This is a genomic window from Microvirga sp. (genome assembly GCF_014699075.1).
Lineage (GTDB): Bacteria > Pseudomonadota > Alphaproteobacteria > Rhizobiales > Beijerinckiaceae > Microvirga.
In genome coordinates this window covers 16893-41626 of the sequence record NZ_JACXAB010000008.1, presented here as the reverse complement: position 1 = coordinate 41626, position 24734 = coordinate 16893, and the positions used below count along the sequence as shown (strand labels likewise).

The following is a 24734-nucleotide window of genomic DNA, read 5'->3' as shown; positions in this document are numbered from 1 at the left end:
TAGTTCATAAAGGTTACCGGCGAATTCCCCCTAAAGGCTGTCTTACGCATGTCATCCGGAACTGTTTAAATTCCATTCACGTTGAATGGTTAAGCATGAGCTTAACGGGAGATCTGATCGTGACGACGCGGACGACTTTGGCGCCAGCCCGGAAGCTTCACCTCGACCGCGCCGCACGCAATGCAGGCGAAGCTTTCGCTTTCGACGAACCCGACAACACACCGGCCGCGTCGCGCTCCTATGGCTCAACCCTGATCTGGCTCGGCATGGCGGCTGTGGCCGTGGTGGGCTTGAGCCTGGTCTTCTACTCAGTCTAATCTTCCAACGTTTCCTCGTCGCGGTTTCGCCTCCGACCGAAGACCCGGATGAGCTTTGCCTCAAGGCTTGTGCCGTAAGTCAGCAGGAACAGCGTGACCAACGTTCCGGCCACAGTGATGAACCACGCGCCCAAGCCTGCCGTAATACCGAGACCCGCCGCGATCCACACCGTCGCAGCCGTCGTGAGGCCCTGAACTTCCGTACCGTCCTTGGCCCGCAGGATCGAGCCCGCCCCGAGAAATCCCAGGCCCGTCAGAATGCCCTGCACGACGCGGCTCACCGCATCCTGCGAGAAGTGAAGTCCCTCATAGACCGACCCCGACAGGATCACGATGGCGGAACCGAGCGAGACGAGGCCCAGGGTCCGCATGCCGATGGGCTTGTTGTGGATGTCCCGGTTGATGCCGACGATCATGCCCGCAATCGTCGCCACAAGCAGCCGCAGCGAAATCTCGACGTGGTCGCCGTATTCCTCCTTCAGCCAGAACACCCAATCGTCCATTGCCCTTAACCTGCCTTGGCGGTCTTCTTTGCGGCAGCCGTCTTGGCGGCGGCCTTCTTCGGAGCCGCCTTCTTGGCCGTGCTCTTCTTGGCTGCGGTCTTTTTCGCAGCAGGCGCCTTGGCAGCAGCCTTCTTGGCAGGGGCTTTCTTGGCAGCAGCCTTGCGGCCCCGCGCCGGCTTCTTCGACGGGCCGGCTGCCCGGCGCGCCTTCAGAAGCTCCACCGCATCGGCGAGCGTCGCTGCCTCCGCAGCCATAGAGCGCGGCAGGGTCGCGTTGGTTTCGCCGTCGGTCACGTAGGGGCCGAAGCGGCCGGCCTTCACCACGATGGGCTTGCCCGATTCCGGATCCTCACCCAGGGGACGACCGGGATCCGCTGCACCCCGACGGGCGCCGCCTCCACCGCTCTCCTTGGTGACGATCAGGTCGATGGCCCGGTTCGCGCCGATCTCCAGCACGTCGTCGCCGGCGCCCAGATTGGCATAGGTCTTGCCGTGCTGAACGTAAGGCCCATAGCGACCGATGCTCGCCAGGATCGGCTCGCCCGATTCAGGATGGATCGCCACCTGACGCGGCAGCGCCAGCAGCTTCAAAGCCTTCTCCAGGTCCACCTGCGACGGCGATGTGCCCTTGGGCAGGGAGGAGCGCTTAGGCTTCTCGCCTTCGCCGAGCTGGACGAAGGGGCCGAAGCGGCCATCGCGCAGGGTCACCTCAAAGCTCGTGTCCGGATCCTGGCCCAGCACCTTCACGCCAGGCTGCCCGCCGTTCTCGGACGAGCCTTCGCCATCGCCGTCGACGCCGGTGGCGGCGAGCTGGCGGGTGAACTTGCACTCCGGGTAGTTCGAGCAGCCGATGAAGGAGCCGAACTTGCCGAGCTTCAGCGACAGCTGGCCGGTACCGCAGGTCGGGCAGGTGCGCGGGTTGGAGCCGTCGCCCTTGTCCGGGAAGATGTGCGGCCCGAGCAGCTCGTTGAGGGCGTCGAGCACCTCCGTGGTGCGCAGCTCCTTGGTCTCGCCGATGGCAGCCGAGAAGTGCTGCCAGAACTCGCGCATCACCTGCTTCCAGTCGATCTCGTTGTTCGAGACCCGGTCGAGCTGCTCCTCCAGATCCGCGGTGAAATCGTATTCCACGTAGCGGCGGAAGAAGCTCTCCAGGAAGGCCGTGACGATGCGGCCCTTGTCCTCGGGGACAAGGCGCTTCTTCTCGATCTTGACGTATTCACGGTCGCGCAGGGTCTGCAGCACGGCGGCGTAGGTCGAGGGACGGCCGATGCCGAGCTCTTCCATGCGCTTGACCAGCGAGGCTTCCGAATAGCGCGGCGGCGGCTCGGTGAAGTGCTGGGTGGCAGCGATGCGGCGGCGCTCCAGGGGATCGCCGGCCTTCATCGGGGGCAGGCGGCCCTCGTCCTCGTCCGCCTCGTCGTCCTTGCTCTCGTTGTAGAGCGTGAGGAAGCCGTCGAACTTGATCACCTGGCCGGTGGCGCGCATGTCGAGCTTGCGCGGGCCCACCTGGGCCGTGATGTCGGCCGTAGTGCGCTCAAGCTCGGCCGATTCCATCTGGCTGGCGATGGTGCGGGTCCAGATCAGGTCGTAGAGGCGGGCCTGCTCAGGCTCCAGATACTTCGCGATCTGTTTCGGCAGGCGGCCCATATCCGTCGGGCGGACGGCCTCGTGCGCCTCCTGGGCGTTCTTGGCCTTGGTAGTGTACTTGCGCGGGGCGCCCGGCACGTAGCGGTCGCCGTATTCCTTGCCGATCACCCGGCGGGCGGCCTGCACGGCCTCAGGCGCCATGTCGACGCCGTCGGTTCGCATATAAGTGATGATGCCCGCCGTCTCGCCGCCGATGTCCACACCTTCATAAAGGCGCTGCGCGATCCGCATGGTCTGGGCCGGTGCCAGCCCCAGCTTGCGCGAGGCCTCCTGCTGCAGGGTCGAGGTGGTAAACGGCGGGTAGGGATGGCGCTTGGCGGGCTTGGCCTCGATGTTGGCCACCGAGAAGGTGGCCAGCTCCAGGTCCTTCTTGAAGGCCTCGGCATCCTTGCCGTTGCCGATGTCGAGACGGGTGATCTTCTTGCCGTCGGCGCCCACGAGGCGCGCGTCGAACACGCCGCCGTCCTTGGTGGCAAGCGTGGCGATCAGCGACCAGTATTCCCGGGGCTTGAAGGTCTCGATCTCGAGCTCACGGTCGCAGACGAGGCGAAGCGCCACCGACTGGACGCGGCCGGCCGAGCGGGCGCCGGGGAGCTTGCGCCACAGCACCGGCGAAAGAGTGAAGCCTACGAGATAGTCGAGGGCGCGGCGGGCCAGATAGGCATCGACCAGCGCCTGGTCGATCTGGCGCGGGTTGCGCAGTGCCGTCTGCACCGCGTCCTTGGTGATGGCGTTGAAGGTCACGCGCTCGACCGGCAGGTCCTTCAGCACGCGCTTTTCGCGCAGGGCCTCCAGCACGTGCCAGGAAATCGCCTCGCCCTCGCGGTCCGGGTCGGTGGCCAGGATGAGCTTCTCGGCCCCCTTGATCGCCCTTGCGATGTCGGAAACCCGCTTCGACCCCCTGTCCTCAAGCGTCCAGATCATGCGGAAATCGGCATCCGGGTCGACCGAGCCGTCCTTAGCGGGCAGATCGCGGATGTGCCCGAAGGAGGCCAGGACCTCGTAATCCTTGCCGAGATATTTGTTGATCGTCTTGGCCTTGGCAGGCGACTCGACGACGAGGACTTTCATGGACGACTTCCTAAAAGCGGCAGCGGACCGGTGCCCTCTGCCCAGACGACAGACGGCGGCCAGAGGCTGACCGCCGCAGGGCGCGATAAGTGGGTGATGATGGCCGACAAGTCAAATCGACCCCGTCGGCGTACTCCTTACAATATGGCCACGACGGTTCGCTCCAGCAAGGGATTAAGTCCATGGCCAAGGTCGCCCACGCGGCTGCTGGGCATAAGATGGCCTGCAGCCAAATCCCTCGCTTGCCGCCGTTTCCCGGAGCGCCTATAGCCATCGCTTTAAGATGACAGACGCCCCCCGATCCGTTTTTCCCCACCGGCATCTCCTCGGCATCGAGGGGCTGTCTCCCTTGGACATACAGGCGCTGCTCGACCTCGCCGACGAACAGGTGGAGGTGAGCCGTCAGGTCGAGAAGCGGAAGACGACCCTCCGGGGCCGGACCCAGATCAACCTCTTCTTCGAGGCCTCCACCCGCACGCAATCCTCCTTCGAGATCGCCGGCAAGCGGCTCGGCGCGGACGTGATGAACATGCAGGTCGGCTCGTCCTCCGTGAAGAAGGGCGAGACGCTGATCGACACGGCCGTGACCCTCAACGCCATGCGGCCCGATATCATCGTGGTGCGCCATCACGCGGCGGGCGCGGTGCATCTGCTTGCCCAGAAGGTCGATTGCTCGGTGGTGAACGCCGGCGACGGCGCGCACGAGCACCCGACCCAGGCGCTCCTCGACGCGCTCACCATCCGGCGCAACAAGGGCCGCATCGAGGGGCTGACGGTGGCGATCTGCGGCGACATTCTGCATTCGCGGGTGGCGCGCTCCAACATGATCCTGCTCGCCGCCATGGGCGCGCGGGTGCGCCTCGTGGCCCCCTCGACCCTGATCCCGCCGGGCATCGCGCGGCTCGGCTTCGAGACCTTCACCAGCATGGAGAAGGGGTTGAGGGACGCCGACATCGTCATGATGCTGCGCCTTCAGCGTGAGCGCATGAACGGCTCCTTCGTGCCTTCCGTGAAGGAGTATTTCCGCTTCTACGGCCTCGATCAGGAGAAGCTCAACTTCGCCAAGCCCGATGCGCTGGTCATGCATCCCGGCCCCATGAACCGGGGCGTGGAGATCTCGTCCGACGTGGCGGACGGCGAGCAGTCGCTGATCCGCGAGCAGGTCGAAATGGGCGTCGCCGTGCGCATGGCGGTGCTGGAGGCTCTGGCGAGCCATCTGCCGAACAGGTGAGGGGCGTCATGAGCAACCAACCCATCCTCTTCAAGAACGCCCGCCTCATCGACCCCGGCAGCGACCGCGAGGTGCGCGGCGGCGTGCTCGTGCGCGACGGCATCATTCAGGATCTCGGGCCGCAGCTGAAAGAGGCCGCCGACACACAGGTGATCGATTGCGGCGGCCAGGTGCTTGCGCCCGGCCTCATCGACATGCGCGCCTTCATCGGCGAGCCGGGCGGGCCCTATCGCGAGACCCTGAAGAGCGCCGGCGAGGCGGCTGCGGCGGGCGGCGTTACCACCGTGGTGTCGATGCCGGATACGAGCCCGGCTCTCGACGATCCGGCGGTGATCGACTTCATCGTCCGCCGCGCCCGCGACACCTCGATGGTGAACATCCGCCCGGCTGCGGCGCTGACCAAGGGATTGCAGGGCGCCGAGATGGCGGAGATCGGCCGCCTCAAGGAAGCCGGCGCTATCGCGTTTACGGACGGGGCGCGCCCGGTCACGAATGCCCAGGTGATGCGCCGGGCGCTTACCTATGCCCGCGACTTCGACGCGCTGATCATCCACCACGTGGAGGATCCCGATCTGGTCGGGCAGGGCGTGATGAACGAGGGCGAGTTCGCCTCCCGGCTCGGCCTGCCGGGCATCCCGCGCGAGGCCGAGACGGTGATGCTGGAGCGCGACATCCGCCTCGTACGCCTCACGGGCGGGCGCTACCACGCGGCCATGATCTCCTGCGCCGACTCCGCCGAGATCGTGCGCACTGCTAAGGCGAGGGGGCTGCCGGTCACCTGCGGCGTCTCCATCAATCACCTGGCGCTCAACGAGAACGACATCGGCGACTACCGCACCTTCCTGAAGCTCTCGCCGCCCCTGCGCCACGAGGACGACCGGCAGGCGATGATCGAGGCGCTGGCGGACGGCACCATCGACGTGATCGTCTCCGACCACAATCCACAGGATGTTGAGAACAAGCGTTTGCCGTTCGCGGAAGCCGCCGATGGGGCCGTAGGGCTCGAGACCCTGCTGTCGGCGGCCTTGCGCCTTGTTCACTCGGACCGCATCTCCCTGCCGCGGCTCCTGCGGGCCCTGTCCACCAAACCCGCGGAAATTCTAGGCCTTCCCGGCGGACGGCTCGCGGTCGGCGCTCCGGCCGACCTGATCGTGTTCGATCCGGACGCGCCCTACGTGCTCGACAAGCGCCAGCTCAAGTCCCTGTCCAAGAACACGCCCTTCGACGAAGCGCGCCTCGAAGGCCAGGTGACCATCACCATGGTGGCGGGCCGGGTGGTTTTTCAACGCGAAACGATGTAACGAGAAATGTATGTCTGACGAGGCCAATCTCCTGTACCTGCTGGCGGCTCTGCTTTTCGGCTATCTCCTGGGCTCGATTCCGTTCGGCCTGATCTTCACCCGCATGGCGGGCCTCGGCGACGTGCGGAAGATCGGGTCCGGCAATATCGGTGCCACCAATGTGCTGCGCACGGGCCACAAGGGACTCGCGGCCGCAACGCTCGTGGCCGATGCCCTCAAGGGCACGGCCGCGGTGCTCATCGCCGCGCAATGGGGCCCTCAGTTCGCCACGATGGCGGCCCTCGGGGCCTTCCTCGGCCACCTCTTCCCGGTCTGGCTCGGATTCAAGGGCGGCAAGGGTGTTGCCACCTTCATCGGCGTGCTGATCGGCCTGAAGCCGCTCGCGGCGCTGATCTTCTGCGCGATCTGGCTCGGGGTCGCCTTCGCCTCCAAGTATTCCTCGCTCTCGGCCCTGGTCGCCAGCGCAGCGTCGCCGATTGTCCTCTGGCTGCTGGGCGAGCCCGGCATGGCCGGAATCGCGGTGGTGCTCGTGGCGCTGCTGTGGTGGAAGCACGGGCAGAACATCAGCCGACTCCTTGCCGGCACCGAAGGCAAGATCGGGCAGAAGGGATAAGGCATGATCCTGACGGATGAGCAGCGTCTCGATTGGCTTCGCCTCATCCGCTCGGAAAACGTGGGCCCGCGCACCTTCCGCGCCCTGATCAATCAGTACGGCGGAGCCGGAGCCGCGCTGGACGCCCTGCCGGATCTCGCCCGCCGCGGTGGGCGCCTGCTGCTCAAAGTGTACAGCCGGGCGGAGGCCGAGAAGGAAATGGCCGCAGCTGCGCGTCTCGGTGTGCGCTTCATCGCCATGGGCGAGCCGGATTATCCCAAGACCCTCCAGGCCATCGACACCGCTCCGCCGCTGATCGCGCTTCGCGGCAATGCTGCGGTGCTGGCGAAGCCCTCCGTCGCCATTGTTGGCTCGCGCAACGCCTCGGCGTCCGGCCTGACCTTCGCCGAGCGCCTCGCACGGCAACTGGGCGAGGCTGGTTATGTGGTGGTCTCGGGGCTGGCGCGGGGCATCGACACGAGAGCCCACAAGGCGACGCTGGAGACCGGCACGGTCGCGGTGCTGGCCGGCGGGCACGATCGGATTTACCCAAGCCAGAACGAGCCGCTGCTCCAGGCGATCCTGGAGCAGGGCGGGGCCGTGGTCTCCGAGATGCCCATGGGCTGGGAGCCGCGCGGGCGCGACTTCCCGCGCCGCAACCGCGTCGTCTCCGGCCTGTCCTACGGGGTCGTGGTGGTGGAAGCCGCCCGCCGCTCCGGCTCGCTGATCACCGCGCGCTTTGCCCTGGAGCAGGGCCGCGAGGTCTTCGCCGTGCCGGGCTCGCCGCTCGACCCACGGGCTGAGGGCACCAACGATCTCATCCGTGACGGCGCCACCCTCTGCGCCGGAATCGAGCATGTGACGAGCGTGCTGGAGCCGCTGGTCGCCTCGGGGCCGCGCCTCGACCGGAGCGCCCAGGAGCCGCATTACACCCTTGGATCGGAAGAGCTCTGGGACGAGCTCGACCTGCCCGACATCGCCCGCGCGCCGGTGCGGCCTGTGATGCCCGATGCGGGGATCGAGGACGAGGCGGAGGAGGGGCAGGCCGATCTGATCACGTTCCTCGGCCCGTCTCCGGTCGCCATCGACGATCTCGTCCGGCAATCCGGCCTATCGATCCGCTCAGTGCAGACGGCGCTGCTGGAGCTCGAAATCGCCGGGCGGCTCGAGCGTCACGGCGGCAATGCGGTGTCGCTGCTGAAAATCTAATCGTCCTTGTCGCCGGACTGCACCGCCCGGATGGCCTCAAGCCGGGCCATATCGAGAAGGTAGGCCAGGAGATCGAGATTGGCCTCCCGGGCGAGATAGGACAGCTCCGCCGAGAACTCGGCCACGTACTGGGCCGTTTCCGCGGGGCTCATCTTGCGGCTGGGGTCGACGCTGTCCTCAGCGCCCGAAACGTCGTTCGCGGACGGTGCTTTCCCGAAGGGGCGGAGGGCTTTGGTCATGAGGGATGAAGCTGTCTCACTGTTGCAATTCGCCTAGTTAGCAGCACAACCCACAATATGACAAGTCGCCATATTATACCTGAAATTGCAGATTGGCTGTCTTTCATCAACCCAGGAGGGAGATGAGCACCGGCATGGAGAGCAGGGCGAGCAGGGTCTGCAGGGTCAGGATCTCCGCCATGAGCCCGGCATTGCCGCCCATCTGGCGCGCAAGCACATAGGCCGCGCTGGCGGAGGGCACGGAGGCGGCGATGATGGTCACCGTCATATCGTTGCCGGTGACGCCCATGAGGCCCGCGAGCGTTCCGGCCATGACCGGCAGGAGGACGAGCTTGAGGCCCGCCGACAGGGCATGCGGCAGGCCGGGACGGGCCAAGCGCCGGATGTCCAGGCCCGCACCGACGATCAGGAGACCCGCCGCGAGCGCTGCCCGGCCGATGACCTCGATATAGGCAGCCATGGGCTTCAGCAGCGGAGGCGCCAGCAGGTTGAGGGCAAGCCCCACGGCGCAGGACCAGATGAACGGGTTGGTCACGAAGGAGCGTAGGATATCCCAGGGGCTGCGCCGGGGCTGGCCGGCAAAGCGGATGAAAACATAGAAGGCGAGCAGGTTGAGGAGCGGCACCATGGCGGCGATGGCCACCGCGATCAGCGCAATGCCGCGCTGGCCGAACAGGCTTCCGGCGACGGCGAGGCCCACGAAGGTGTTCCAACGCGTTGCGCCCTGGAAGATCGACGTGAAGCTCGGGCCGTCGATGCCGAAATGGCGCTCCAGCAGGGGGCGTAGCGCCAGCACCAGCACCGCCATGGCGAGGATCGCGCCGACCAGCGCGCCGCCGACGCCGAGCACCGGCACGGAGGAGAGGTCGGCTCGCGACAGGGTATCGATGACGAGGGCCGGGAAGAAGATCACATAGGTGACGCGCTCCATCCCGGCCCATTGCTGCTCGCCCACGAACCCCGTGGCCCGGCACAGCCAGCCGGTCGCGATGATCAGGAAGGTCGGGATCAGGCTGGCGAAGACGGCGGACATCGATGGATATGGGGCGGAACGCAATGTCCGACAAAAGAGCAGGGGTCTACGGCGCTTAGACGTAAATGCACCTGTCGACAAGCGCGTTGGAAAGCGGCATTGGGAAAGATGAATGTCGTCAATGAAGACTTAGACGCAGAGCATAGGCCGGAGGGTGAAGATATGAATAACTACGGCCCTTTACATGATCGAGTGCTGTTGGGTTTTGAGATCAATTGGCAGAATGGAGCTGTTGTAGTCAGGTTAAGTCATGGTGAGCTGATTGAATTCAAGAGAGTTATATCAATAAACATCTCAAGAAAATTTCCGTGGGGGCCAAGCAATTACATCTTGGAAACTAGAAGCTTTGTCGTTGGTAATGAATTAAAAAGATTTGTTATTGTTATGCAGTCTGGAGACGAAATCTCCATCATCGCAGATGAAGTTGTCGTGCCTGATGGGGTGCATCAGTGCTTCCCTTGCGCCATTTCTACCGAGGCCCCATGATCCAGGTGACGAACTCCATCGCGCTCGATGAAGCGGAACTCCAGGAAAGCTTTATCCGCGCCTCCGGGCCGGGCGGGCAGAACGTCAACAAGGTGGAAACCGCCGTCCAGCTGCGCTTCGACGTGCGCAACTCGCCCTCGCTGCCGGATTACGTAAAGGAAAAGCTGGAGCGGCTCGCCGGCAGCCGCCTGACCAATGACGGCGTGCTCATCATCACCGCACAGCGCTTCCGCTCGCAGGAGCGCAACCGGGAAGATGCGGTGGAGCGCCTCGTGGAGCTGGTTCGACAGGCGACCGAGCGGCCGAAGCCGCGCCGACCCACGCGGCCGACGCTGGCTTCCAAGAAGCGCAGGCTGGAGTCGAAGGGGCGCCGCGCCGAGATCAAGAAGGGCCGCAGCGGCAAGCCGGCCTTCGATTAGCTCTCGCCTCCCGGCGGATAGACGTGCTCGCCGCCCCGGAAGTCCGAGACCGTGTGGCAGCCTCCGTTCTCCCGGATCGCATCCGGGCCGATCACGGCCTTTCCATGCCCGCCCGGAATGTCGAGGATGTAGGTGGGCTGGCACAGGCCCGAGATGCGACCGCGCAAGGCCGCCACGAGGGCGCGGCCCACCTCGATGGAGAGGCGGAAATGGCTTGTGCCCGGGGCGAGATCGGGGTGGTGCAGGTAATAGGGCTTGATCCGGTTTTCCACGAAGGCGCGCATGAGGGCGGCCAGCGTATCGGGATCGTCGTTGATGCCTTTCAGCAGCACCGACTGGCTGATCATCACGATGCCTGAATCCACGAGGCGAGCGCAGGCGGCGCGTGCGTCCGGGGTCAGCTCGCGCGGGTGGTTGGCGTGAAGCGCCACATAGGCCGTCTTGCCGCTGCATTTAAGGGCGGTGACGAGGGCCGCGTCGATCCGCTCCGGCTCCACCACGGGCACACGGGTGTGGAAGCGGACGATCTTCACGTGGTCGATGGCGGAAAGCCTCTGCATGATCTCGGCGAGCCGGCGCGGGGACAGCACCAGCGGGTCGCCTCCGGTGAGGATCACCTCCCAGATCTCCGGGTGATCCGCGATATAGGCGAAGGCCCGGTCCATGGCCTCGGGCGAAAGGGTGCCGAGACCTTGCGGCCCCACCATCTCGCGGCGGAAGCAGAAGCGGCAATAGACCGGGCAGACATGCACGGCCTTCAGCAGCACCCGGTCGGGATAGCGGTGGACGATGCCCTCGACGGGGCTGTGGGCCAGATCGCCGATCGGATCGTCGCGCTCCTCGGGCGTGGTGGTCAGCTCCGCCGCATCGGGCACGAACTGGCGGGCGATGGGGTCCTGCGGGTCGCTCGGCTCGATCAGCCGGGCCATGGCGGGGCTGATGGCGACGGCGTAGCGCTCCGCAACGCGCTCGATCCCGGCAAGCTCCTCCGGGGCGACGAGACCGGCCTCGACCAGCTCGGCCGGATTGCGGATGGGACGGATCGCATTCATCGGCCGGTCTCCGGCACGGGTGCCCAGAGCACCTGCTCGATGCGCGAGGCGCCGGTGGCAAGCATCACGAGGCGATCAAATCCGAGCGCGATGCCGCTCGCCTCGGGCATCTGGGCCAAGGCCGCCAGAAAATCCTCGTCTACGGGGTAGCTCTCTCCATAGACCCGCATCTTTTCCGCCATCTCACCCTCGAAGCGGCGGCGCTGCTCGGCCGCGTCCGTCAGCTCGCCGAAGGCGTTGGCGAGTTCCACCCCGCAGGCATAAAGCTCGAACCGCTCCGCCACCCGCGGATCGCGGGCGGTTGGGCGGGCAAGCGCCGCTTCCGCTACGGGGTATTCATCGAGGATCGTGGCGCGCCCGAGGCCGAGATTGGGCTCCACCCGCTCCACGATGACGCGGCTGAACAGGTCCGCCCAGGTGTCGTCCTCCGCCACCCGCAGGCCCGCCTCCCGGAGGCTGGCGGCGAGGCGGTTCCGGTCGGTCTCGCCGTTGCGGTCGATCGAGGCGAGAAGGTCGATGCCGGCGAAGCGCTCGAAGGCCTCGGCCACACTCAGGCGTTCGGGCTCCTGAAACGGATCGGTCTCGCGGCCACGATAGGTGAGGGTGCGGGTGCCCGCCGTCTTGGCGGCAAGGCCTAGGATCTCCCCGCAATCCGTTATCAGCGTCTCGTAGCTCTCGCCTGCCCGGTACCATTCGACCATGGTGAACTCCGGGTGGTGCAGGGGGCCGCGCTCCCGGTTGCGGTACACATGGGCGAAGCACGCGATCCTGGGCTCGCCTGCGGCGAGCAGCTTCTTGCAGGCGAATTCCGGCGAGGTGTGGAGGTAGAGGGGCGCCCGCGAGCCGTCGAGCCCGATAGCCTCCGTGGCGAATGCATGGAGATGCGCCTCGTTGCCCGGCGAGGTCTGGAGCGTGGCGGTATCGACCTCCACGAAGTCTCGCGCCGCGAAGAAGCCGCGCAGGGCCGCCTGGATCTGGTTCCGACCCATGAGGAAGGGCCGCCGGTCGGCGTGGACATGGGGTGTCCACCAGGGGGAGGGAGCGGTGAGAGGCTTATCCATACAGAAGGGTTCCGCGAGGTCGGACTGGCGATTTGCGCCAAGATAGGCTACTTGCGGCACCGAAAGCATTTTCGGTGCCACTGGGGCTCGGGCGACCCGACCCTCACGACGCGCCCCTATCTGTCACAAGGAAAGCCTCACGTGAAGGTCATCGCCTCTACGCTCCGCAAAGGCAACGTCGTCGATATGGACGGCAAGCTCTATGTGGTTCTCACCGCTCAGAACATCCACCCCGGCAAGGGCACGCCGGTCACCCAGCTGGACATGCGCCGCATCTCCGACGGCGTGAAGGTCTCCGAGCGCTACCGCACCACCGAGCAGGTCGAGCGCGCCTTCGTGGAGGACCGCGAGCACACTTTCCTCTATCAGGATGGTGAGGGCTACCACTTCATGAACCCGGAGAACTACGATCAGGTCGTGGTTTCGGAGGACATCATCGGCGATCAGAAGGCCTACCTGCAGGAAGGTATGGCCGTGATGCTCTCCATCCATAACGGCATCGCCATCGCCATCGAGCTGCCCGCCCGCATGACCCTCGAGATCACCGAGACCGAGCCGGTGGTAAAGGGCCAGACGGCTTCCTCGTCCTACAAGCCCGCCATGCTGTCCAACGGCGTGCGCACCCTCGTACCAGCCCACATCCAGGCCGGCACCCGCGTGGTGATCATGACGGAAGACGGCTCGTACGTGGAGCGTGCGAAGGACTAAGGTCCTTCCCTCTCCCGTCATCACCGGCCTTGTGCCGGTGATCTCGATCAGGTGAAGCGCAGCGCTTCTCAGCATCGGGATGGCCGGGACAAGCCCGGCCATGACGGCAGGTGGGGTTTAACAAAGCTTGCAGGGCAGGCGGTTTCGGTGAAGGCTCACCGGGCGTCCTGCCCTTATCTTTTTGCGGAGTCGAACGGTCTCATGACGAGCGGTCCTGCCCATCCCATCAACCCTCTTGTCGCCGATGTCGGCAGCCCTCCCATCCCGGAGGCGCAGGCGTGGACCAGGCGGTATGACGGATCGTTCGGGCCGCTGATCAACCTCTCTCAGGCCGTTCCGGGCAACGCACCTCATGCGGAGCTGCTGGAGCGGATGGCCGCCATCGCCGGCTCGCCTGCAGGCTCACAGTACGGCCCGATCAACGGCGATACCCCGCTGAAAGACGCTTACGCGGCCGAGCTGTCCCGCACCTACGAGGGCAGGATCGGGTCGGAAGACATTGCGGTGACGGCCGGCTGCAACATGGCCTTTTTCGCCGCCATGATGCTGCTCGCCCATCGCGGCGAGGCGGTGCTGCTGCCGACCCCGTGGTACTTCAATCACCAGATGACGCTGGACATGTTAGGCATCGAGCCGCGTCCGCTGCCGTGCCGGGCGGAGAATGGATTCGTGCCGCGCATCGAGGATGCGGAGGCGCTGATCGACGAGAAAGTTAGGGCCATCGTTCTCGTCACGCCCAACAACCCGACCGGCGCCGTCTATCCCGCTCATGTCATCGAGAGTTTCGCGCAGCTGTGCGCCAGGCGCGGCATTTATCTCGTCATCGACGAGACTTACCGGGACTTTCTGCCGCAAGGCATGAACCGCGCCCATGGGCTCTTCACCCGCGACGACTGGCGCAGCACGGTGATCCAGCTCTATTCCTTCTCGAAGTCCTACGCGATCCCCGGCCACCGCACGGGTGCGATCACGGCGGATTCCAAGCTCATCGAACAGATCGCCAAGATTCTCGACTGCATCCAGATCTGCCCGCCGCGCACCGCGCAAGGCGCGCTGCCCTGGGCCATCGACGGTTTGCGCGACTGGCGCGAGGGCAACCGGGCCGAGATCAACCGCCGTGCACAGGTTTCTCAGGATGCGCTCGCGTCGCTGCCGGAATGGACGATCGAGTCGGTCGGCGCCTACTTCGCTTATCTGCGTCATCCCTTTTCCGGTGCCAAAGCGCAGCAGGTCGCGGAGAAGCTCGCAACCGAACGAGGCGTTCTGTGCCTGCCCGGAAGCTATTTCGGCCCCGGTCAGGAAGGTCATCTGCGGGTGGCGATTGCCAATGTGGGCGCAGACGTTCTGAGCGGTCTGACGGAGCGCTTCCGGGGCCTGTCACTCTAGTACCTCCTTGGAGGCAAAACCATAAACTCCGGGGGGCACCCTTGGCAGGAGGGTGGGGCGATGGTTACTCTCTTGGTCAAACAGGCGCCTGAACCGGGTGCTGCGGGGACTTAGGTTTTGACCGTCAAAGCGGACGTGACAGCAGAAGGTGACCGGCTTGCCGAACCGCTCAGCGGCTCGGCACACGGTGCCTCCTGGGTGGCTGACACTCCTGCGCCCGCGGCCAGGATGGAGGCCCGGCGGCGCTCGTCGAGAAGCTATGCCGCGCTCGATCTCGGCACGAACAATTGCCGCCTTCTCATTGCGGAACCTGCGCATTTCGGCTTTCGGGTCGTGGATGCCTTTTCGCGAATCGTGCGGCTGGGCGAGGGCCTTGGCCTCGGCAACCGGCTGAGCGACGGCGCTATCGTTCGCACCCTGGATGCGCTGCGCGTGTGCCGGGAAAAGATGGCCGCGAAGGACGTGACGCGCGCGCGGCTCGTGGCAACGGAAGCATGCCGACTCGCCGAGAACGGCCCCGCCTTCATCGAGCGTGTCCGCGAGGAACTCGACCTCGACCTCGAGATCGTCGACCGCAAGACGGAGGCCTATCTGGCCGTCACCGGCTGCGCGTCGCTGGTCGATCCCAAGGCGCAGTCCGTCATCGTGTTCGACATCGGCGGCGGCTCCACAGAGATCGCCTGGCTCGACGGCCGGGCGCCGCACGCCTTCGCCGATCCGTGCAAGCGCATCCGCGCGTGGGATTCGCTGCCCGTCGGCGTGGTGACGCTGGCCGAGCGCCACGGCGGCATCGACGTGACGCCTAAGATCTTCGAGGGCATGGTCGAGGAGGTGTCGGAACTCCTCATGGACTTCGCCCTTGTGGCCGCCCAGGCAGGCCGCGCCCACAACTTCCATCTCCTCGGAACCTCTGGCACCGTCACGACAGTCGGCGGCATTCACTTAGGCCTCGCGCGCTACGACCGACGCCGGGTTGACGGGATGTGGATGCGCAACGGCGAGATCTCGACAGTGATGGATCGTTTGCTGCATTCCGATTTCAGCCAGCGGGCCGATAACCCCTGCATCGGCCGGGAGCGGGCCGATCTGGTTCTGGCCGGCTGCGCCATTTTGGAAGCGATCCGGCGGGCATTCCCGTCGGAGCGCCTGCGCATCGCGGATCGCGGACTGCGCGAAGGAATTTTGATGAACATGATGCGAGAGGATTCCGTGTGGCGAGGGGGCAGCCCACGGTGAGTGCCAAATCCAGTTCGGGGTCCGGTTCGGGTGTCCGCAATCTCAAGCAGCGCGTGAAGACCGCCAACAAGCGGTCCCTCTCTTCCCAGAAATGGCTGGAGCGCCAGCTCAACGATCCTTACGTCGCCCGCGCCAAGCGCGAGGGCTATCGCTCCCGCGCGGCCTACAAGCTTTTGGAGATCGACGAGAAGTACCGCATCCTGAAACCGGGCCAGCGGGTGGTCGATCTCGGCGCCGCACCGGGCGGCTGGTCCCAGATCGCCGCCAAGGTGGTGGGTGCGAAGGGCAAGGTGGTGGGCATCGATCTTCTCCCCATCGACCCGATGCCGGGCGTCGAGTTCATCGAACTCGACTTCCTGGACGAGAGCGCTCCGGGTAAGCTCATCGAGATGCTGGGCGGTCCCGCCGACGTGGTCATGTCCGACATGGCGGCCAACACCACCGGGCACAAGAAGACCGACCACCTGCGCATCATCGGTTTGGCCGAGGCTGCGATCTACTTCGCCCGCGAGATCCTGGCCCCGGGCGGCGCCTTCATCGCCAAGGTGTTCCAGGGCGGCACCGAGAACCAGCTTCTCGCCGATCTCAAGCGCGACTTTGCCGTGGTGCGCCACGTGAAGCCGGCGGCGAGCCGGGCCGATTCGGCGGAACTCTATGTGATGGCGACCGGTTTCCGGGGACGGGCGGACGAAACGCCTGAAGCCTGACGGCTTCCAATCGAGCCTCGGAAAACAGGGAGCCACACCATGGCAGTGCACCGCATCGGCATCATCGGCCTCGGCAAGATCGCGCAGGATCAGCATCTGCCCGTGATCAAGGCCAACCCGGATTTCGAGCTTCTCGCCGTGTCGAGCACGCGTGGGCTCTCGCACGAGGATGCGAAATACACCTTCCAGGACTACCGTGAGCTTCTGAAGCTGCCGGATCTGGATGCGGTGTCAATCTGCACGCCGCCGCAGGTTCGGCACCAGATCGCCCGCGAGGCGCTGCTCGCCGGCAAGAGTGTGCTGCTGGAAAAGCCGCCGGCCGCGACGTTGAGCGAGCTCGAGGATCTGAGGGTGCTGGCCGCGAAGGTCGGCAAGGTGGTCTTCACCACCTGGCATGCCCAGTACAACAAGGCCGTCGAGGAGGCCAAGAAGGCGCTTGCCGGCTGGTCGATCAAGCGTCTTCTGGTGACCTGGAAGGAGGATGTCCGGCACTGGCATCCGGGGCAGCAATGGATCTGGGAGGCGGGCGGTTTCGGGGTCTTCGATCCCGGCATCAATGCGCTTTCCATCGTCACCCGCATCATGCCGGAGCCGGTTTTCATCAAGTCATCCAGCCTGGAGTTCCCGGCCAACCGCGATGCACCGATCGCCGCGAACCTCGCCTTCTCCATGAGCCACGGGCAGGGCGATCTCCAGGCGGTGTTCGACTGGCGCCAGACCGGCCCGCAGACCTGGGACATTGAGGTGGAGACCGAGGCCGGCCTGACCCTCAAACTCACCCATGGCGGCAGCTGTCTTGAGCTCAACGGGCGACTGATGGTTCATGAAGACCCAGCCGAATACCAGGGCATCTACCGGCGCTTCAATGCCCTGCTGACCATAGGCCACTCCGAGGTCGACGACGCCCCGTTCCGCCTCGTGGCCGATGCGTTCATGGTGGGCAGGCGGGTCCAGGTCGAGGCGTTCGAGGATTAGTCTCGACGTCATGGGCGGGCTCGTCCCGGCCATGACGTGAGGAGATCAGGCGTTCAACTCCTCGTAGAGATCACGCCACGTCGGGTTCATCCCAACGATCAGGTTGGTTTTCCAAACGCGCGGCCAGCGTTTGATCGATGTCTCGCGTTGAATGGCATCCGCGATGCTTGGGTAGCTCTCGTAATAGACGAGGCGGTCGATCCTGTAGCGCCTGACATGATCGCTGCCGCGTCCCGTCTTATGTTCCCACACCCGCCGTGCCAGATCGTTTGTAACGCCGACATAGAGCGCGCCGCCGGGCCGGCTTGCAAGGATGTAGACGTGATACAGTCTCATAATCTGAGACTGACGCACTCTTCCAGTAAGAGCAAGCCGTTACCACTCCTCCACGTCATGGCCGGGCTTGTCCCGGCCATCCCGACGCTGAGAAGCACGGCGCTTCAATCAATTGGGTTCACCGGCACAAGGCCGGTGATGACGAGGTGGGTGCACGAGCAGCCCCGGGATGACGCTGTCTGAGTTGGACTAACCCAAATTCTTCTTCAAAAACGCCACCGTCCGGCTCCACGCCAGATCGGCCGTCGCCTTGTCGTAGCGCGCCGCGTTGGTGTCGTTGTTGAAGGCGTGGTTGGCGCCCTCGTAGACGTGGATCTCGTACGTCTTGCCCGCCTGCTTCAGCGCTGCCTCATAAGCCGGAATGCCTGCATTGATGCGCTCGTCGAGGCCGCCGTAATGCATCATCATGGCGGCTTCGATCTTCGGCACGTCCTCAGGTTTGGGTTGGCCGCCGTAATAGGCCACGCCCGCATCGAGATCCGGTTCGTTGACCGCGAGGTTGTTCACCGCGCCGCCGCCCCAGCAGAAGCCGATGGCACCGACCTTGCCGTTGCCGTCCGGGCGGCCCTTCAGGTAGGCCACCGCCGCCTTTCCGTTGGCGATCACGTCCGGCTGCTTCAACTGGCCGATCATCTCACGGCCCTTGTCCTCGTCGGCGGGCGTGCCGCCCATGGGCGAGAGGTAATCCACACCCAAAGCGATGAAGCCTTCCGTCGCCATGCGGCGGGTCACGTCCTTGATATGCGGGTTCAGCCCCCGGTTCTCGTGGATGACGATTACGGTCGGCAACTTGCCGGCGGCATCCTTCGGCTTCACCAGATAGGCCTTGAGGCCCTGGGCGCCGGGAACGTCCACGGACTCCGTGGTGATCCGTGGGTCGGTCTCCGGCACGGTCTGGGCGTGGGCGTAGTTGTTCTGCAGGATCGGCAGGATGGCTGCCGCACCGGCCGCGCTGCCGGCGAGAGCCGCCAGCTTGTCGAGGAAGGAGCGGCGGCTCATGCCGCCATGGGTGAAGTCGTCGTAGAGATCGATGATGCGCTGGTCCATCTTGTCCTCCCGGTCATTGCCGGGATGCTAGCGCAGCTTAGCGGCCCGACGCACCGTCCCCGAGGCCGGTGGAGGGCGGTCGATCCTTCACAATCTTGTGTCCCGACATCTCGGCGCCCGCATTCGGCGAGAGGCGGGCGAAGATGAAACCCGACAGAGCCGAGATGGTGGCGACCGCCCAAAAGGCGGGTCCGAAATCGGCGGCCGTGATCCCAGGCGTACCGTCGTAGGTGGAAGCCATTTCCAGCACGAAGGCTCCGAACGCCACGCCGATGCTGAGGGAGACCTGCTGGATGGCGCTCGACAGGCTCGTAGCGTAGCTCATCTCGCGGTTGGAGATCTCCGCGTAGCCGATGGCGTTCAGGCTGGTGAACTGCAGCGAGCGGAAGCAGCCGCCGATCAGCAGAAAGATCATGATGATCCAGTGCGGCGTCTCGGGGGTGAAGAACCCATTGGCCGCAACGAAAGCAGCGCCGATGAAGGCGTTGATGGTGAGCAGCCTGCGAAAGCCCGTGCGCTCGAGGATGCGCTTGGCCATGGTCTTCATGAACAGCGCGCCCACGGCCGCGATGAAGGTGAGCGAGCCCGAAGCCAGGGGACCCAAGCCGAATCCCACCTGCAGCATCAGCGGGAGCAGGAACGGGATTGCCCCGATGCCGATGCGGAAGAGCGAGCCGCCCAGGACGCTGACGCGAAAGGTCGGCACCTTCAGAAGGCTCAGTTGAAGGACCGGGTAGGCGGTGCGCCTGGCGTGAAAGACATAGAGAACCAAGCTGATGGCGCCGATCACCGTGCATCCGAGCGAGAGCTCGGCCGGGATGAGATGCTGTCCCGTGGTGGAGAAGCCGAGCATCAGCAGGGAGAAACCGACCCCGGTCAGCAGGAAGCCGATGAGGTCGAGCGGCGGCGTGTCGTCCTCCCTGATGTTCGGCACGAACATGAGGGCGCACACGATCCCGAGAATCCCGATGGGGATGTTGATGAAGAAGATCCAGCGCCAGTGGAAATACTCGGTGATGAAGCCCCCGAGCGGTGGCCCGATGATGGGGCCGATCAGCGCCGGGATCGTGAGAGTCGCCAGCGCCTGCACCACCTCGCTGCGGGCGACGCTGCGCAGGAGCACCAGGCGCCCCACCGGCACCATCATGGCCCCGCCGGCGCCTTGAACGAAGCGGGAGAACACGAACCATTCGAGGGAATTGGCCCAGGCACAGGCAAGCGAACCCGCCATGAACACCCCGATGGCGGCGGTGAAAATGGTCCGGGCCCCGTTTTTGTCGGCCATCCAGCCCGAGATCGGGATGAAGATGGCAAGGCTCACCAGATAAGAGGTCAGTGCCAGCTTGAGGGCGATGGGCTCCGTTCCCAGGTCCTGCGCGATCATCGGCAGAGATGTGGAGATCACGGTCGAATCCATGTTCTCCATGAACAGGGCCGTCGCGATGATCAGCGGGAGAAGGCGGGATTGACGCATGACCGCCGGACATAGCGCTGTGTAACCCCGATGCAAAGGGCAAACAGGCGCATTGCAGATCTTCTGGGGATGCGGCTCTGAACCCTTTGCGAAATTGAAACGCCGTGCTACGGACCCGTGCCAACCCGCCAAAGCGTTATTTCGTCATACGCGCAGCTGTCTAAGGAGTTGGCCATGGCCTCTGTATTCGCCGATAAGATCATCGAGGGACTGACCTTCGATGACGTGCTGCTCCGGCCCGGCCGCTCCGAAGTTCTCCCCAGCGACGTGGACGTCGCCACCAAGCTCACCAAGACCATCCGCCTCAACATGCCGATCATCGCCTCCGCCATGGACACGGTGACGGAAGCCCGCATGGCCATCGCCATGGCCCAGAACGGGGGTTTGGGCGTCATCCACCGCAATCTCGAGCCCGACGCCCAGGCCGAGCAGGTGCGCCTCGTGAAGCGCTACGAGTCCGGCATGGTGATGAACCCCATCACCATTCATCCCGACGAGACGCTGGCCGATGCGCTGTCGATGATGAAACATCACGGCATATCCGGGATTCCGGTGGTAGAGCGCGGCCCCGGCGGCGCCAAGGGCAAGCTCATCGGCATCCTCACCAACCGTGACGTGCGCTTCGCCAGCAATCCGAGCCAGAAGGTTTCGGAGCTCATGACCAAGGACCGGCTGATCACAGTCCGTGAGGGCGTGAGCCAGGACGAGGCCCGCCACCTCCTGCATCAGTTCCGCATCGAGAAGCTCCTGGTCGTCGACGATCACTTCCGCTGCATCGGCCTGATCACCGTGAAGGACATCGAGAAGCAGGTGGCCTACCCGAACGCCGCCAAAGATTCGCAAGGCCGCCTCCTGGTGGCTGCCGCCACCACCACGGGCGAGCAGGGTTTTGAGCGCGCCGAACGCCTCATCGATGCGGGCTGCGACGTGGTGGTGGTGGACACCGCCCACGGTCATTCCGTGAAAGTGCTGGAGAGCGTCACCCGTGTGAAGAAGCTCTCCAACGCCGTTCAGGTGATCGCTGGCAACGTGGCGACGCGCGAGGGCGCCCAGGCGCTGATCGATGCGGGTGCGGACGCGATCAAGGTCGGGATCGGGCCGGGCTCCATCTGCACCACGCGGATCGTGGCGGGCGTGGGCGTGCCCCAGCTCACGGCCATTATGGAGGCCGTCGAAGCGGCGGCCTTGGCCGACATTCCGGTGATCGCCGACGGCGGCATCAAGTTCTCGGGCGATCTCGCCAAGGCGCTCGCCGCCGGCGCCTCCTGCGCCATGGTGGGCTCGCTGCTCGCCGGCACGGATGAGACCCCCGGCGAGACCTTCCTGTACCAGGGCCGCTCCTACAAGGCCTATCGCGGCATGGGCTCCGTGGGCGCCATGGCCCGCGGCTCGGCCGACCGCTATTTCCAGGCGGAGGTGCGCGACACCCTCAAGCTCGTGCCGGAGGGCATTGAGGGCCAAGTGGCCTACAAGGGGCCGGTGGCCAGCGTGCTTCACCAGCTCACCGGCGGCCTTCGCGCCTCTATGGGCTATGTGGGCGCCGCGACCCTGCCGGAGTTCCGCGACAAGGCGCAGTTCATCCGCATCACCTCCGCGGGCCTGCGCGAGAGCCACGTTCACGACGTGACGATCACGCGGGAAAGTCCTAACTATCCGACTCGCAGCTAAGCTTAACGCGAGTCACCACATGAGCATCTCCGCCGTCATCCTGCCCGTCCTCGTCCAGGTCGGGCTCACCCTGATCCTGCTGTTCTGGATGGGCCGGACCCGGGTCGGCCATCTTCGCAAGGGCGAGGTGAAGGTGAGGGACATTGCCCTGGGCGAGCGCAACTGGCCCAGCCGCGTCACGCAGATCCAGAACTCGTATCACAGCCAGTTCGAGCTGCCGGTGCTGTTCTATGCCCTGGTGGCGCTGGCGCTGATCACCCGCAAGGCGGACATGCTGTTCGTGGTCATGTCCTGGATGTTCGTGGTGAGCCGCCTGGTTCACGCGGCGATCCATACGACCTCGAATAAGATCTCCCTTCGTTTCATGGCCTTCCTGGTCGGGGTGCTGATCCTGGCGGCCATGTGGATCATTTTCGCCATCCGCATCTTTGCGGTGGAGGCCGGCGTTTAAAGTCGGTCGATCAAGCATTGCCCTTCACGTCATGGCCGGCCTTGTGCCGGCCATCCCGATCCGAAAAGCTTCGTGCCTTTCCAATCGGGATCACCGGCACGAGGCCGGTGATGACGTGCAGAGAGTTGGCAACGCGTGGTCTGCCAGACTTTTGAAGTGAGAATGTGATAGAGGCTCAGTACTTCCGGCCGCTTTCGAGCTGGGTCTTGGCGTCGGTCTGCTTCATGGGAGGCGGCGTCAGGTCGGCGGCCGGGGCGGTGGCGCAGGCGGCGATGGCGAGGGTCAGGCCGACGGCGACGAGGCCGCGGGTCAGTCGGGTCAACATGGAAAGTGGCTCCAAGTGAGGAATCGTGCGGAATGCACGCCCCTCACCATCCACTTTCGATGGGGACGGAAAATAGGAAACATTGTGTCGTATCTACGGCCAAGCTCGAGTGTGCTTTTCTCATGACACCTGCCGCCCGCATCTCCGCCGCCATCGAGGTCCTGGCCGATATCGACGCCCGGCGCCGCCCGGCCACCGATGCCCTCAAGGATTGGGGCCTGTCGCATCGCTTCGCCGGCTCCAAGGACCGCGCCGCCATCGCAAGCCTCGTCTACGACGCCCTGCGCCGGAAGGCTTCCGCCGGCTGGATCATGGGGGACACCGCCCCGCGGGCTGTCATGCTCGGCATGCTGCGGCTGCAGCGCGGGCTCGGTGTCGATGACATTGCGGCGCTCTGCTCGGGCGAGCGCTTCGCACCGGAGCCGCTCTCCGACGTTGAGCGTGAGCGGCTGGACAAGGCCGATCTCTCCGGCGCCCCCGCCCCTGTGGCCGGCGATTTCCCTGATTGGATCGAGCCCTCGCTCCAGAGGCTTCTCGGCGACGAGCTCGTGCCCGAGATGCAGGCGCTTGCCACCCGTGCGCCCCTGGACCTGCGGGTGAACACCCTCAAGGTCTCCTCCCGCGAGGAGGCGCATGATGCCCTGCCGCATCTGGGCGCCGTCGAGACGCCGCTCTCGCCCTACGGATTGCGGATCATGCCGGGCGAGGACGGGCGCGGTCCCGCCGTGCAGTCGGAGCCTGAGTTCCTGAAAGGCTGGGTCGAGATCCAGGACGAGGGCTCGCAGCTCGTGGCGCTGCTCGCCGATGCCAAGCCCGGCGAGCAGGTGGTGGATCTCTGCGCGGGCGGCGGCGGCAAGACCCTGGCGCTCGCGGCCCTGATGGACAACCACGGCCAGATCTACGCCACCGACAACGACGCGCGCCGTCTCGCGCCGATCCACGACCGCCTGACCAGGGCAGGCGTCCGCAACGTCCAGGTCCGCACGCCAAGGGCCAAGGCCGATGCGGTGACCGATCTCGATGGACGGATGGACTGCGTTCTCGTGGACGCGCCCTGCACGGGCGTGGGCACCTGGCGGCGCAACCCGGATGCGAAATGGCGCCTCAGGCCCGGCAGCCTGGAGGTTCGGCGCAAGGAGCAGGCGACGGTGCTCGACCGGGCGGCAGGGCTCGTGAAGCCGGGCGGCCGCATCGTCTACATCACATGCTCGATCCTGCCTGAGGAGAACGATGACGCGCTCTCAGGCTTCCTGGAGCGTCACGAGGGCTTCAAGCCGGTCGCCCATGAGGAGTTGCTGGGCAAGTCGGAGCTCGGCTTCCTCAAGAACGCCACCCGCCGGACCGCCTATGGCCTCCAGCTGACACCGCAGCAGACCGGCACCGACGGCTTCTTCATCGCTGTTCTTCGGAAGGCCTGAAGGCGAACAATTTTTCTCCAGGATTAGTCCCGAAGGGATTGAAAGTCTGCCGAAATCAGAGGCTTTCAGCCTGGGCTTCTGAGTAAGCAGGAATGAAAGCGGAAGCATTCCGCATGCTCAATGTGCTTAGACATTAAGAGTTGTTGCCGGTCTCACAGACAAATCTAATCTCGCGGCAAAAAATCAATCTTCGGAGGGGGGCGACTGCCAAAGGAGAACAACAGCGGCGGTAAGCACAGGAACCAATCGCGGCGATGCCTTGAGGGGAACGAGGCTGGGCGACACCCTTGATGGCCTCGGGGGAGACGATACCATCGTCGGCGGACGGGGCAATGACGTTCTGAATGGCGGATTGGGTGACGATCTTCTCCGCGGCGGGCCAGGCCGCGACCGTCTCATCGGTGGACTCGGTGAGGACTGGGCCGATTATCGGGACGCAACAACGGCCGTTACTGTAAGCCTCGGCAGTCCGGCTCAGAACACGGGCGAAGCCTCAGGAGACCGGTACTCGTCCATCGAGCGCCTCAGGGGTGGCCGTTTCGATGACAATCTCACAGGTAATTCCCGGGACAACGTTCTTGAAGGAGTGACCGGGGCTGATATTCTCAATGGGGGCCGCGGGTTCGATTTCGCGCGCTACAAGGCTGCTCCCACCGGCGTGACCGCCAGTCTCGCGGACCCGTCCGTGAATACCGGACATGCCGCCGGCGATACTTACATTGCGATCGAGGGCCTTCAGGGCAGCGACTTTGCCGACACGCTGATCGGCAATGACTTCAACAATGTCCTGGTCGGCGGACGCGGCGCCGATACTCTCGATGGTCGCGGCGGCTTCGACTACGT

Annotated in this window: 25 protein-coding genes and 1 pseudogene; 16 read left to right on the top strand and 10 right to left on the bottom strand. The window is 65.1% G+C overall.

Annotation, left to right across the window (positions count from 1 at the left end):
• Positions 1-119: 119 nt before the first annotated feature.
• Positions 120-317 carry a hypothetical protein gene (locus IC232_RS14420; protein WP_190845681.1) on the top strand — a complete coding sequence of 66 codons (198 nt, stop codon included), beginning with the start codon at positions 120-122 and terminating at the stop codon, positions 315-317.
• Here the strand turns inward: IC232_RS14420 and IC232_RS14415 are convergent.
• A complete protein-coding gene (locus IC232_RS14415) occupies positions 314-820 on the bottom strand; it encodes an MgtC/SapB family protein (RefSeq protein WP_190845680.1) in 507 nt (168 codons plus the stop codon). The two genes, IC232_RS14420 and IC232_RS14415, sit on opposite strands and share 4 nt — an antisense overlap.
• Before the next feature lie 5 nt (positions 821-825).
• Positions 826-3537, bottom strand: a complete 2712-nt coding sequence (gene topA, locus IC232_RS14410) for a type I DNA topoisomerase (protein WP_190845679.1) — start codon at positions 3535-3537, stop codon at positions 826-828.
• Between the two features lie 283 nt (positions 3538-3820).
• Here topA and IC232_RS14405 point away from each other — a divergent pair, with 283 nt between their 5' ends.
• The 4 genes from IC232_RS14405 to dprA are packed head-to-tail and all read left to right on the top strand — an operon-like array spanning position 3821 to position 7870.
• A complete protein-coding gene (locus IC232_RS14405; RefSeq protein WP_190845678.1) occupies positions 3821-4768 on the top strand; it encodes an aspartate carbamoyltransferase catalytic subunit in 948 nt (315 codons plus the stop codon).
• An 8-nt stretch (positions 4769-4776) separates the two neighbouring features.
• Positions 4777-6069, top strand: coding sequence for a dihydroorotase (locus tag IC232_RS14400; RefSeq protein ID WP_190845677.1), 1293 nt, complete (start codon positions 4777-4779; stop codon positions 6067-6069).
• 10 nt (positions 6070-6079) lie between these two features.
• A complete protein-coding gene (plsY, locus tag IC232_RS14395; RefSeq protein WP_190845676.1) occupies positions 6080-6682 on the top strand; it encodes a glycerol-3-phosphate 1-O-acyltransferase PlsY in 603 nt (200 codons plus the stop codon).
• 3 nt (positions 6683-6685) lie between these two features.
• Positions 6686-7870 carry a DNA-processing protein DprA gene (gene dprA, locus IC232_RS14390; protein ID WP_190845675.1) on the top strand — a complete coding sequence of 395 codons (1185 nt, stop codon included), beginning with the start codon at positions 6686-6688 and terminating at the stop codon, positions 7868-7870.
• Here dprA and IC232_RS14385 read toward each other — a convergent pair.
• Together IC232_RS14385 and IC232_RS14380 are read right to left on the bottom strand one after the other, a co-directional pair.
• Positions 7867-8109, bottom strand: coding sequence for a hypothetical protein (locus tag IC232_RS14385; protein WP_190845816.1), 243 nt, complete (start codon positions 8107-8109; stop codon positions 7867-7869). The two genes, dprA and IC232_RS14385, sit on opposite strands and share 4 nt — an antisense overlap.
• Positions 8110-8215: 106 nt before the next feature.
• Complete coding sequence (locus IC232_RS14380; protein WP_190845674.1) at positions 8216-9142, bottom strand: AEC family transporter; 927 nt, start codon at positions 9140-9142, stop codon at positions 8216-8218.
• A gap of 99 nt (positions 9143-9241) precedes the next feature.
• Between IC232_RS14380 and IC232_RS14375 the strand changes: the two genes are divergently transcribed.
• Together IC232_RS14375 and arfB are read left to right on the top strand one after the other, a co-directional pair.
• The gene (locus IC232_RS14375) at positions 9242-9628 is read left to right on the top strand and encodes a hypothetical protein (protein WP_190845673.1); all 387 of its coding nucleotides are present in this window, start codon (positions 9242-9244) and stop codon (positions 9626-9628) included.
• Complete coding sequence (gene arfB / locus IC232_RS14370) at positions 9625-10047, top strand: alternative ribosome rescue aminoacyl-tRNA hydrolase ArfB (RefSeq protein ID WP_190845672.1); 423 nt, start codon at positions 9625-9627, stop codon at positions 10045-10047. Before IC232_RS14375 ends, arfB begins: the two co-directional genes overlap by 4 nt.
• On the opposite strand, the gene IC232_RS14365 is transcribed toward arfB, so the two are convergent.
• Together IC232_RS14365 and epmA are read right to left on the bottom strand one after the other, a co-directional pair.
• On the bottom strand, positions 10044-11099 hold the full coding sequence (locus IC232_RS14365) for a lysine-2,3-aminomutase-like protein (RefSeq protein WP_190845671.1): 1056 nt from the start codon (positions 11097-11099) through the stop codon (positions 10044-10046). The two genes, arfB and IC232_RS14365, sit on opposite strands and share 4 nt — an antisense overlap.
• Entirely contained in the window at positions 11096-12160 is a 1065-nt protein-coding gene (gene epmA, locus IC232_RS14360) for an EF-P lysine aminoacylase EpmA (protein ID WP_190845670.1), read from the bottom strand. The genes IC232_RS14365 and epmA overlap by 4 nt, the downstream gene beginning before the upstream one ends.
• Before the next feature lie 141 nt (positions 12161-12301).
• On the opposite strand from epmA, the gene efp reads away from it, so the two are divergent.
• From efp to IC232_RS14335, 5 genes are all read left to right on the top strand, one after another.
• Positions 12302-12868: an elongation factor P gene (gene efp, locus IC232_RS14355; protein ID WP_190845801.1), complete on the top strand. Its 567-nt coding sequence runs from the start codon at positions 12302-12304 to the stop codon at positions 12866-12868.
• A 201-nt stretch (positions 12869-13069) separates the two neighbouring features.
• Positions 13070-14254 carry an aminotransferase gene (locus tag IC232_RS14350; RefSeq protein WP_190845669.1) on the top strand — a complete coding sequence of 395 codons (1185 nt, stop codon included), beginning with the start codon at positions 13070-13072 and terminating at the stop codon, positions 14252-14254.
• A 228-nt stretch (positions 14255-14482) separates the two neighbouring features.
• Positions 14483-15490, top strand: coding sequence for a Ppx/GppA phosphatase family protein (locus IC232_RS14345; protein WP_246812219.1), 1008 nt, complete (start codon positions 14483-14485; stop codon positions 15488-15490).
• Positions 15487-16197, top strand: a complete 711-nt coding sequence (locus tag IC232_RS14340) for an RlmE family RNA methyltransferase (protein ID WP_190845667.1) — start codon at positions 15487-15489, stop codon at positions 16195-16197. The genes IC232_RS14345 and IC232_RS14340 overlap by 4 nt, the downstream gene beginning before the upstream one ends.
• Positions 16198-16236: 39 nt before the next feature.
• A complete protein-coding gene (locus IC232_RS14335) occupies positions 16237-17172 on the top strand; it encodes a Gfo/Idh/MocA family protein (RefSeq protein WP_190845666.1) in 936 nt (311 codons plus the stop codon).
• Between the two features lie 45 nt (positions 17173-17217).
• On the opposite strand, the gene IC232_RS14330 is transcribed toward IC232_RS14335, so the two are convergent.
• The 3 genes from IC232_RS14330 to IC232_RS14320 all read right to left on the bottom strand — a co-directional run bounded on the left by IC232_RS14330 (position 17218) and on the right by IC232_RS14320 (position 20029).
• A complete protein-coding gene (locus IC232_RS14330) occupies positions 17218-17508 on the bottom strand; it encodes a GIY-YIG nuclease family protein (RefSeq protein ID WP_190845665.1) in 291 nt (96 codons plus the stop codon).
• Between the two features lie 189 nt (positions 17509-17697).
• Positions 17698-18555: a dienelactone hydrolase family protein gene (locus tag IC232_RS14325; protein ID WP_190845664.1), complete on the bottom strand. Its 858-nt coding sequence runs from the start codon at positions 18553-18555 to the stop codon at positions 17698-17700.
• Positions 18556-18592: 37 nt separating this feature from the next.
• Positions 18593-20029, bottom strand: coding sequence for a DHA2 family efflux MFS transporter permease subunit (locus IC232_RS14320; protein WP_190845663.1), 1437 nt, complete (start codon positions 20027-20029; stop codon positions 18593-18595).
• Between the two features lie 174 nt (positions 20030-20203).
• On the opposite strand from IC232_RS14320, the gene guaB reads away from it, so the two are divergent.
• Both guaB and IC232_RS14310 read left to right on the top strand, forming a co-directional pair.
• A complete protein-coding gene (gene guaB, locus IC232_RS14315; RefSeq protein ID WP_190845662.1) occupies positions 20204-21697 on the top strand; it encodes an IMP dehydrogenase in 1494 nt (497 codons plus the stop codon).
• Positions 21698-21716: 19 nt separating this feature from the next.
• Positions 21717-22148: an MAPEG family protein gene (locus IC232_RS14310; RefSeq protein WP_190845661.1), complete on the top strand. Its 432-nt coding sequence runs from the start codon at positions 21717-21719 to the stop codon at positions 22146-22148.
• A gap of 175 nt (positions 22149-22323) precedes the next feature.
• Here IC232_RS14310 and IC232_RS14305 read toward each other — a convergent pair whose 3' ends face one another.
• On the bottom strand, positions 22324-22473 hold the full coding sequence (locus IC232_RS14305) for a hypothetical protein (RefSeq protein ID WP_190845660.1): 150 nt from the start codon (positions 22471-22473) through the stop codon (positions 22324-22326).
• A 122-nt stretch (positions 22474-22595) separates the two neighbouring features.
• Between IC232_RS14305 and IC232_RS14300 the strand changes: the two genes are divergently transcribed.
• Positions 22596-23891: an RsmB/NOP family class I SAM-dependent RNA methyltransferase gene (locus IC232_RS14300; protein WP_190845659.1), complete on the top strand. Its 1296-nt coding sequence runs from the start codon at positions 22596-22598 to the stop codon at positions 23889-23891.
• A 247-nt stretch (positions 23892-24138) separates the two neighbouring features.
• Positions 24139-24723 (top strand): annotated as a pseudogene (locus IC232_RS32885) (calcium-binding protein); the annotation flags it as partial.
• Positions 24724-24734: the final 11 nt, after the last annotated feature.